Source organism: Prevotella jejuni, from assembly GCF_900187995.1.
In the GTDB taxonomy this organism is placed as follows: Bacteria; Bacteroidota; Bacteroidia; order Bacteroidales; family Bacteroidaceae; genus Prevotella; species Prevotella jejuni.
The window spans coordinates 1-9412 of the sequence record NZ_FZNZ01000060.1 but is presented as its reverse complement, the minus strand read 5'-3'; the positions used below and the strand labels follow the sequence as shown (position 1 = coordinate 9412).

General features: G+C 36.3%; 8 protein-coding genes and 1 pseudogene. All 9 read right to left on the bottom strand.

Annotated elements, in window-relative coordinates; translation table 11 throughout:
* Positions 1-862 precede the first annotated feature (862 nt).
* The gene (locus CHB62_RS13890) at positions 863-2251 is read right to left on the bottom strand and encodes a hypothetical protein (protein ID WP_089367300.1); all 1389 of its coding nucleotides are present in this window, start codon (positions 2249-2251) and stop codon (positions 863-865) included.
* Positions 2252-3015: 764 nt separating this feature from the next.
* Entirely contained in the window at positions 3016-3453 is a 438-nt protein-coding gene (locus CHB62_RS13885; RefSeq protein ID WP_089367298.1) for an SMI1/KNR4 family protein, read from the bottom strand.
* Positions 3454-3466: 13 nt separating this feature from the next.
* Positions 3467-4192, bottom strand: a complete 726-nt coding sequence (locus tag CHB62_RS15440) for an RHS repeat-associated core domain-containing protein (RefSeq protein ID WP_497023423.1) — start codon at positions 4190-4192, stop codon at positions 3467-3469.
* A gap of 140 nt (positions 4193-4332) precedes the next feature.
* Positions 4333-4914 (bottom strand): ankyrin repeat domain-containing protein, encoded by a 582-nt coding sequence (locus CHB62_RS13875; RefSeq protein WP_089367297.1) that lies wholly within the window; start codon positions 4912-4914, stop codon positions 4333-4335.
* 14 nt (positions 4915-4928) lie between these two features.
* Positions 4929-5645, bottom strand: a complete 717-nt coding sequence (locus CHB62_RS15560; RefSeq protein ID WP_497023422.1) for a GH-E family nuclease — start codon at positions 5643-5645, stop codon at positions 4929-4931.
* A 1250-nt stretch (positions 5646-6895) separates the two neighbouring features.
* Complete coding sequence (locus tag CHB62_RS13860) at positions 6896-7378, bottom strand: Imm26 family immunity protein (protein WP_089367296.1); 483 nt, start codon at positions 7376-7378, stop codon at positions 6896-6898.
* A 4-nt stretch (positions 7379-7382) separates the two neighbouring features.
* A complete protein-coding gene (locus CHB62_RS14995; protein ID WP_089367295.1) occupies positions 7383-7979 on the bottom strand; it encodes an RHS repeat-associated core domain-containing protein in 597 nt (198 codons plus the stop codon).
* A gap of 44 nt (positions 7980-8023) precedes the next feature.
* On the bottom strand, positions 8024-9109 hold the full coding sequence (locus tag CHB62_RS13850; RefSeq protein ID WP_089367294.1) for a hypothetical protein: 1086 nt from the start codon (positions 9107-9109) through the stop codon (positions 8024-8026).
* Between the two features lie 147 nt (positions 9110-9256).
* Positions 9257-9412 (bottom strand): annotated as a pseudogene (locus CHB62_RS15510) (IS30 family transposase); the annotation flags it as partial.

Genomic DNA, 9412 nt, shown 5'->3' with positions numbered 1-9412 from the left:
AACATGAGACCAAGAAAGAAATTAGATTTTAAAACACCACAGGACTGCTTTTACGAACTAATTAAGTAAATTTGCACTTGCTTGTTGAATTCACGTTCTTCCGTTAAATGTGTAGATTGTTAATAGAGTGAGATTAATCCACATACATGGTAAGCTTACCTCCAATAAGATTGTTTTATAAGGGGGAGGTAAACTATATGATAAATGTAATTAGGTGTGATGTCTATCTGTCGTCTATAACCTGCTTATTCCCTTATTAAATCATGTTTGTAAATTGTTTTCGTACAGCTCAAACCCAATACATGCTCTTTTGGCTTCTAAAAGACGCCCTTTTGGGTTGCAAAAGATGCTCTTTAAGACCCTTGCTAACGCCCTTTTGATGTCCAATCAAGCACCTTTTACTTTATACTTGGTAACTAATTGATACCCTGTTGATTGCAAACTTGCTTCATGTGTGTATTTTTGCCGTTAGTTCTAGGTGTTTTCCTTAAAATTATGTAATGATTTTTCAAACCCTTGTCTGCAGATTTTCGAAGTCTTAAAACGGAAAGATTTTCAATGAAAGAGGATGAAAATAGGATAGATAGTTGACTGTCTCAGCTATATTTTTGTTTAATGAGTAACTTTGGCTCTTACGTTAAAGCACTACGAAAAGCGTCCACACATTTAACGGAAGAACCTTTTTTATTTTATTTTCCTGTCATTTTTAACATTTATCGTAAACTCTTTATAAATCAAATACTTGTGTGTCTACGTTGGATGACAGAAATGACAGGAAAATTTATTTTGGTAGAATCGCTTATTAATTACGATCTTTTTGGGCATAAGGTGGCACACTTATTAGGCGTGCCTCCGTCCAGCATTAAATATGACCTTCTAGATAAGACTTTTGATGAGCGAAGATTTTGTAAACATCAGTGCTGAAGAATTCTTCATGTGACTGCTTCTTTTTCTTGGAAATCTTTTTCTTTACATCATCAAAACTCCCACACCACATTTCGTTTACATAGCCTGTATCATACATTGCTTCTATTTTGGGGAGAAGTTCTGAAGCTTGTATATCTATGACGTCAGAGGTGATAATTCCTGCCAACGCACCATCGAAATATTCTTCTTCTGGTAGTTTTTCAGTTGCAAATGTGATAACCTTGTCAAACCACTCAATACATGTCTGCCTCAATTCAGGCTGGTTGAATACTATTTGCAGTATTGTCTCAGCCACATGAGATTTGCCGAAAGAATATGGCAAAGGCTCTTTCATGAAGCTGAGTAGCTTATCAAAGTCATCAGCTGTCATTATCTTGTAGAGAGTCGGAACAATAGTATGATGAGCAGTATCGCCATAATGATAATCATAGAAATCCTCTGACTGTCTTAGACTCTCCAATACGAGGTCCAGACTACTGCTGTTGTTTCCCACTTCTCCTAATAAGATAAGGGAAGAAGCAAGGATTCCATTGATGTCTCCATTTTCAAAATAGGAAGGAATATCGCCATCTTTTGTGATGGTTATGACATAGCGGATAATCTCTTCTAAGTCCGAACGCAGCTCTTCCTTAGGCAGAGCAAGAATCTTGCTTATTAATGGTTTCTCTAACCAATAAGCGTTTTCGGGTTTGCTTAGTTCCTCTACAAGCCATTTATTATGCAGGTTTAAGTTCTCTGCAAGTTGCTGTGATTTGTTGTCGTTTTCTGTTTCCATGTCGCATGTGGGATTTGTTTCATTGTCCGATTTAATGATAGACTCGTCGTCTTCATCGCTCTCTGCAGGTGGAAGATTGTGTCTGAAGCTATTCCCAAACTCGTACTCTATGAGAGGTATATCGTCTGTATCTTCTTCCAGTATATACTTTGTAATCATGAAGCTACTATGTGGTTTTCTTCCTTGTTCTGCGGCATATTCAATAGCACCATATATAATGTTGTGTGCTTCTTCGTAGCTACATTCTTCAAGTTCAGTTGTCTCGCTGAGCATCTCTACAGTATCGATAAAATCGTCTGCATCTACTCTTATTGCATACATAGAATCTTTTAACCCTAAGTAAAAGGTCTCAATGAGATAGCATGCATAACTAATCTTACCGCCTGTATGTTCTCTGGAAACTAAGACATAACCAACTCCAATTTCAAATAGGTTAACGGCGCAGTAGCATTTCCCTATTTTTAGGGATCTGGCTCTCGTTTTCAGGAATTTCTCTGGTGAAAGAAACTGTTGTTGTCCACCTTTCTTTTGCTTTTTCTTCTTTGCCATATTTTTCATATTTGTTTTCTGTCTTTTATAATATCTGGGGTAGCTTACAAGCAGTTCTTTGTTGTTTTAAGTTCTTAATAACAAACGAAAGCTAGTGCTACTTTACTTAATTAGGTGAGCAAAGGTAATAAAGAAAAATAGAACGACAGGATAAACGGCTCATAAAATGTGTTTTTGATGATTGATTTGTGCGAATGACGTGTTGTGAACATGGTATTAAAAGAACAGGATACAATCTTTTCATCAGTTGACACAGCCGCCTTCTCTCTTGCATAGTTGTCGTGTGGAATGGGGCAGGGGATCTTTCTGTAAGTGTAGTAAAGATATGAAGTAAAAGAATAAAATGTAAGAAATATAGATAATGTTATTTCAACTGTGTTACCAGCTAACACAATAAAAAGTTTGTCGGCCGCTTCCAATTATTATAGGTTCTTGAAGTTACATATCCAAAAATTAGGAAACTCAGAAATACTTTCGTATCTTTGCAACATCAAGAAAAACGATGTTTTATACCACCAACAAATTAAAAACTATACTGTGCATCGAACCCAGCGTGATTTTACCAAGAAAAAGACTGCTCCGTTTTGATCATCAGCATTCCTCATGATCCTAAAGAAATGAAGCCAATGGCACAGTTCAGATGACGCACCCGGACTAAACTTAGTGGGTCGTCCTTATCCATAAATCTGTCTTCAATGTTTTTTCCCTCTTTTATCTTATTGTGATGAACAGTGACGTCTAATCCTCGTGCTTTGAACTTGCGATTACCATTCCACAAAATTCTCTTCAATAAATTCTTCAAAAGAATTTGAAAGCACCTGCTTTTCTTCTGTATCGTAGTCAAATAACACCATTTCCCCATTAGGCATAATAGCAATAGGATTTCCGGAACCATCGTCTGAAATTACAAGACTCTTATTAATCTCTGGGAAAATATTAGCTTCATTAAAAAGTTTACGAGCGTTATTTGTTAAATCAATTATAGTTTCATTCCCTATTGATGTTCCATTTATAAAAGCATGAATTGCTAATCCAGCATAAGCACCTCCAAAGTTTTGAATAAACTCTTTATAATCTTTATCCATTATAATATTAAGTTCTTTTTCTGCGCTTATGATTTGTTCATTAGTAGCAGCTTTCCCTAACATCGTGGGATTTTCTTGAAAAAAAATATTCAATTTATTTATGATTTCTTGTTTCATATCCTTTATTTAATTAATTATAACCAATTATTTTACCTCTCGCTTTTAATTCCGCTACGGCTTGATTTTTCCAATATTCTTGCTTCCATTTATTAAATACAGCTCGTTCGTCAGGTGTTAATCCACTTCCTTTTTGCTTCCCAAATGGATGTTGGCCAGGGTTTGTATGTGGTTTATCGTGATGTTTGGCAGGCATAGCTATTAAATCTCCATTAGGATTTTGTTTATAATGATGTAGTACAATTGTATTACCTTGTTTATCCACACCAGATAATCCAAAACCTTTTCCTTTGAGAGCATTATTATTTGCATGATAGAGTGTATTTAATTGGGTATCGCTCATATGAGTCAAATTTGTATATCCACTGATTTTATGAGTCTGTCCGCTACTACGTGTAAATATTAGGGGGTTGGAACTCAATCCTAATGGGTCTATCCAGCTGTTAGAATCATAAGCATATACATTTATCCCACCTGCTATAGAAATCGGGTCTTGGCTGATGTAGTTACCAATCCTCAAGTCATAATAGCGGAAGCGGTTATAATACAGTCCAGTCTCTTCGTCCTCATACTGTCCTAACTGGCGGAAGGGAATGAACTTCCTGCTGCCGTGGAGGTTGCGGACGTTATCATAGATGTCATAGTCTGCCTGCCAGACGATATTACCGTTATCATCGTATGCCTGGACGGGACGGCCGATGTAGTCGCTGATGATGCTGTAATGCCTGTCACCAACTATCTTGGCTGTAGGGACATAGCTGTCACTGTCGTAAACCCACGTGATGAGGTTCTCAATTGGTTCAGGTCTGTCGAGTGTGACCTCGCGTAAGTCGATTTAATTCCCCAAAGTTTCTCTCCATGTTTTACCCCATTACTCCATTACTCTACCCTGTCTGCATACAGTTGTTTTATATGGTCCAATACTGGCTTTACACTTTTTGTTTGATTTCCAATCTTGATTGTACCATTGTCTATACCGACCAGAACCTGATATGTCGAGAATATTGTCCCTTTTTTGAATGGATCTAAGCCCAAATCAAGGAGCTTAATGATATTCGAAGTGTTATCAATATCATGTGACAAAGCATATCCAAGCAAACCAGGTTCAACATCAATATTAATATTTGGGCGTGATAGCAGATAATCAAACATCTCATAGTTCTTTGAAAGAATACAATGATGAAGTGCTACATAACCATTAAAATCGGTTTTGTTAACATCTGCCCCTGATTCGACTAACAATTTCGCATAATCGTTGGCAGAACAACAATCTTCTATCGGATTCCTGAACGCAATAATACAATTGATAAGAGCAGTACGCCCAAATTCATCTACTGAATCTAGTCCCCCATGCTCTTCTATAAATGTTTTGAGCCCTTTAAAGTCATTTTTATGATTAATAACCTCAACGAGTTCTAATCGGTTAAAATCACTTCTCCTATTCGTTTTACTATTTCTCATATAAATAAAATAAATTAATTATAACTTACAATATTATTTTTTTTACTGATACCATCATTTGATTGTGTTAATTGGTTGGTCTTAGCCTCTCTTGTATGTGACATATTTGTATGAGAATCCTCAATTTGATAAATGTTAGGATTATTCATAAGGTCATTAAAATCTTTCTGACTCATACCTTTCTTTTCTGCATACTCTTTATAATAACGATATTCATGCCCTTCTTTATGTCCCAAATGATACTCGCCTTCAGCTAATGAATATTTACGTCTTTTCCCTCCTTCTATAGCAATAGACTCATCAAAACCATCCACTGTATCATAAAAACGTCCATCAATAATAGTACCACTCTTTTCTACCGCTATTCGTGTATCCTTACGAACATAAGGGCGACGTAAATAAAGTCCAAATAAGTCAAAAAACTTATTACAGTCCTCTACATACCCATATAGCGTAGGGTTATTTCCCGCTAACCTTATCGGATCTTGGCTGATGTAAATGCCTATCCTCGGATCGTAGTATCTGAACCTATTGTAATACAGCCCTGTTTCCTCATCCTCATACTGACCTAATTGACGGAAAGGAATGAACTGCCTGCTGCCGTTAAGGTTGCGGAGATTACCGTAGATGTCATAGTCTGCCTGCCAGACGACATTACCTTTGTCATCGTATGTCTGGACGGGACGGCTGATGTAGTCGCTGATGATGCTGTAATGCTTGTCACCAACAATCTTGGCTGTAGGGACATAGCTGTCACTATCGTAAACCCACGTGATGAGATTCTCAACTGGTTCTGGTCTGTCAAGTGTGACCTCACCAGCCTCGGTAACAATCGTATTCGGGCGGTCAGCCTCAGCATAGTCCCACTCGTGCAGAATGACATCACCATCCCAAGGTAGCGATATACTCGTCCGTCAAAGACCTTCTCAATGCGTCTGCCTAAAGCGTCATACTTGAAGGTTATAGTTTTGCCGTCCGGCCGTGTTACACTCCTAAGCATACCATTACCCTGCCACGTATAGGCATAGTCACCGCTCTGCCAAGTAAGGAACTCATCCCGCATCCCAGTTTCAAGGGATGGTCCCGACCTGCGCATGGTCTTCAGCACAAGGTTGTCATGGCTGTCGTAATAATACCGCCACTTCTTGTCCTCACGCAGTTGTCCACCACAACCATAGCTCCTGTCCGTTCGGTCAGGGCTATCGTACACATTACCCATTGCATCCGGGTTACGCCACTGACAGCTGCCATCACCATACACAGCACCTGACAGAGAGCCGGAGGCGTCATAATCGTAACGGACACTCCTGTCGTTTATTGTATCAAGCGTCTGCAGAAGGCGAAGATTGTCATTTCAGATAATGAATACTACGTCTACTCATTACCATATCTTTCCATCTTCTACATACAAGCAACTTTTCTCTAAACTAACCGATACATGTAAACTGTTTTCGTACAACTTAAAACCGATATATGCTCTTCTGGCTTAGAGAATACGCCTGATTGACTTGCAATAGATACCCTTTTGAGGTCTAACTAATGCCCTTTTGTATCCTTACTAGGCACCTTTATATTACGATTTCGTAGCCGATTGATTTACTGCATGATACAACCTTGCCTTTTACACGCATTTTAGTCTTTATTTGTAGATGTTTTATATGAAATTATGTTATGATTTTTCAATATTTTATCTGCATTTTACCGAAGCATTAACATGAAAAGCTCTTTTGTGTCAGAGGATAAATAAAACAGACAGCCAAGACCGTCTTGGCTATCTATTCACATCACGCATAACTTCTGATATTCCTTTAAGGCTATACGAAAGGTAGCTACGCATTTAACGAAAATACCTTCCCAAAAAGGTTCTTGAGAAGAACTTTTTTTGCAAAAAAGTTTTTTTCTATGGCTAAGCTACAAAAAATAACCGTCAATATGTCGCCAAAGGCGAAAGAAAAGGACTGTTGAATAAGGTGGGTTATTTCTACTCAATAGCCTTTAATATTCTATTCTCTAAATCAATAGGAAACCAAACTATTGAAAATTCATATCCGTTAAATTCTTCTCTTGTTATTGGCGTCTCTTTTTGCGTGCCAAAATCTTTCAATCGAAAAGCACCGTCTATACCAAATATCATTCTTAGTTTATCATAATTTGAATGCTTATATTTATCGTAGTTTTCTGTTTTGCTGATTATTCGCCATCGTTTTCTAATAACACCATCCCAAAATATTTTTACTGGGGAAAACAAAATACCCGAGTTTACGATTTCGTTTATACTTGTTTTAGCAGAACCTATTTTTTTGAATATCTCTACTAAAACCGAAGAACTCGTCTCTATAACTCTTCCAAATGCAAATTCTTTATCTAAGTCTTCATCAGAAAATTTTTTTAAATTCCAATCATCTTTGGGCATAAACAAGGGGATACAAAATATTTCTCCAGGATAAACAATAACTTTTTTCATAATTCTATTGGTATTTAATCTTCTTGTATTCTGCTTCAAAACCCTTTCCTCTTGCATCTGTTCGATTATGTCTGAAAGAATTTTGTTGATCTGCTTTAGGATTTGTTTTATCTATTGTTTTATATTTCTCAATGTAATATTGTTCGTATGCTCTTGCTTTGGCATAGTCAATATCTTTATGTAAATCTATTTTTACATCAGTTTTAGGATTGAATCTACCATTGCTCGTATGTTGTCTTAAACGTATATCTGAATTTTGGCTTATTCCAATATAATATGGTTTAGCTCCTTCTTTCGGAATATCGTTCACAATGTCAACCTCATTATAAAGGGCATAAACATCTTGATTAACACCAAATGTGTCTAACCCCAATGGATCAATCTGTGTATTACAATCCTCTACATATCCATACAGCGTAGGATTTCCACCTGCTAACTTAATTGGGCTTTGACTAATATTATTTCCCGAAATTGAGTTATAAAATCTGAATCTATTGTAATACAACCCGGTCTCCTCGTCCTCATACTGACCTAATTGGCGAAAAGGAATGAAATCACAGATAACCTTGCGATTATAGAAATATAAGCCCTTCGCATACACCCACGTTTAAAACCTATACTAAGGATATAATTTTCGGTTGAGGTTTAGTTGTAACAGTTGTAAATATCATTTATATTATTAGCTTCTTCTATAGACATCCCATTGGGGACTATCCCTGCATAAAGCAGTGTGTAAGTATGTGTGCGATACTCTTTTGACAGTAAATTGTAAAAATATGATTGTATTCCTGTTAGTTTTTGGGGATCGAGCAGTCGCCCTTTTCCAAGATGTTCTTGAAACAGAACACTACTCAAGTCTTCTAACATAAACTTATGGGGTGGAAAATCAATATCTTCATCAATATTCATATCTCTAATTGCTTCGTAACCATTCATTATATCATTGATTGTATTTTTCTGACATCTTAAATCTTGATGTATACTATCTATCATCAGTGACGATGTTGCCAATACGCATTCAAAACCATTTCCCCACACAAATGGGTGCAGTGTGGGTGTGGAAAGCGATTTAACCGCAAGTCTTTTGTCAAACGCCATTTGGTTTATACATAAGCCCAGATTAGTAATACTATCCTGTTGAATCATTTCTAAATCATGTAGTTTTAAATTGGGGTTTTTGAAACTCATCAATCCACATGCAAAAAGGGACTCTCCTATATTTTGTTGGTCAGCATTATATATTAATGTTTCGAAAGTTTTTTGACAGTCATTTAATGTGGATTTATAAAAAATCACATCTGGCATTTGTGGTTCAATAGTGTCTGGGAAAACTCTTTTCATAAAGGATTGAAATCTTTTGTAAGATTCAAACTCTTCAGAATATTGTAATGACAACTTCAGTGCGGCCGTTTGGTATTCTATAGGGGTTACCAAAATACTGTTTTCATCTCGAATATACTCTTGAAATATATATCCTAAAAAATTTAAGATTTCATTCTTATATTGTATCTTTCCTTTTTGACATATGTTGAACTCCATAACTTCAATTACAGGTTCTATTATACTATATATTCTATTTTGATGCTTTATGTTGGGAGCTAATTCATTATAAAGGAAATACTCTATATCTTCTGACGAGTCCTTGGTAGAGAACAAATAATCTAGCTGATAAGGTATTGCATCAATTGCGTCCCTGTTTGGTGCTTGATAATATTGCCAATTAATTTTCATTTTTCTATTGTTTTAAGAGCAAACTTTAGTCTTTGGATAACTAACTTGTTTCCCTCTATAATTATATTCAATTTGCATTTTATTCTTTATTGCAAATTCGTCCATTCTTGCATCGCAAAAACGTGAATTCAACAAGCAAGTGCAAATTTACTTAATTAGTTCGTAAAAGCAGTCCTGTGGTGTTTTAAAATCTAATTTCTTTCTTGGCCTCATGTTAATTTTCTTTGAATACTTCGTGATTTGTTGCTGGCTGATATGCTCAAAGGTTTCTTTTTTTGGCACGTATTGCCTAATTAGTCCGTT

Bases quoted from the DNA above. Each gene is read 5' to 3' on its own strand.
- CHB62_RS13875 (WP_089367297.1), bottom strand. From the start codon at position 4,914: ATGAGAAATAGTAAAACGAATAGGAGAAGTGATTTTAACCGATTAGAA.
- CHB62_RS13890 (WP_089367300.1), bottom strand. From the start codon at position 2,251: ATGGCAAAGAAGAAAAAGCAAAAGAAAGGTGGACAACAACAGTTTCTT.
- CHB62_RS13885 (WP_089367298.1), bottom strand. From the start codon at position 3,453: ATGAAACAAGAAATCATAAATAAATTGAATATTTTTTTTCAAGAAAAT.
- CHB62_RS13850 (WP_089367294.1), bottom strand. From the start codon at position 9,109: ATGAAAATTAATTGGCAATATTATCAAGCACCAAACAGGGACGCAATT.
- CHB62_RS13860 (WP_089367296.1), bottom strand. From the start codon at position 7,378: ATGAAAAAAGTTATTGTTTATCCTGGAGAAATATTTTGTATCCCCTTG.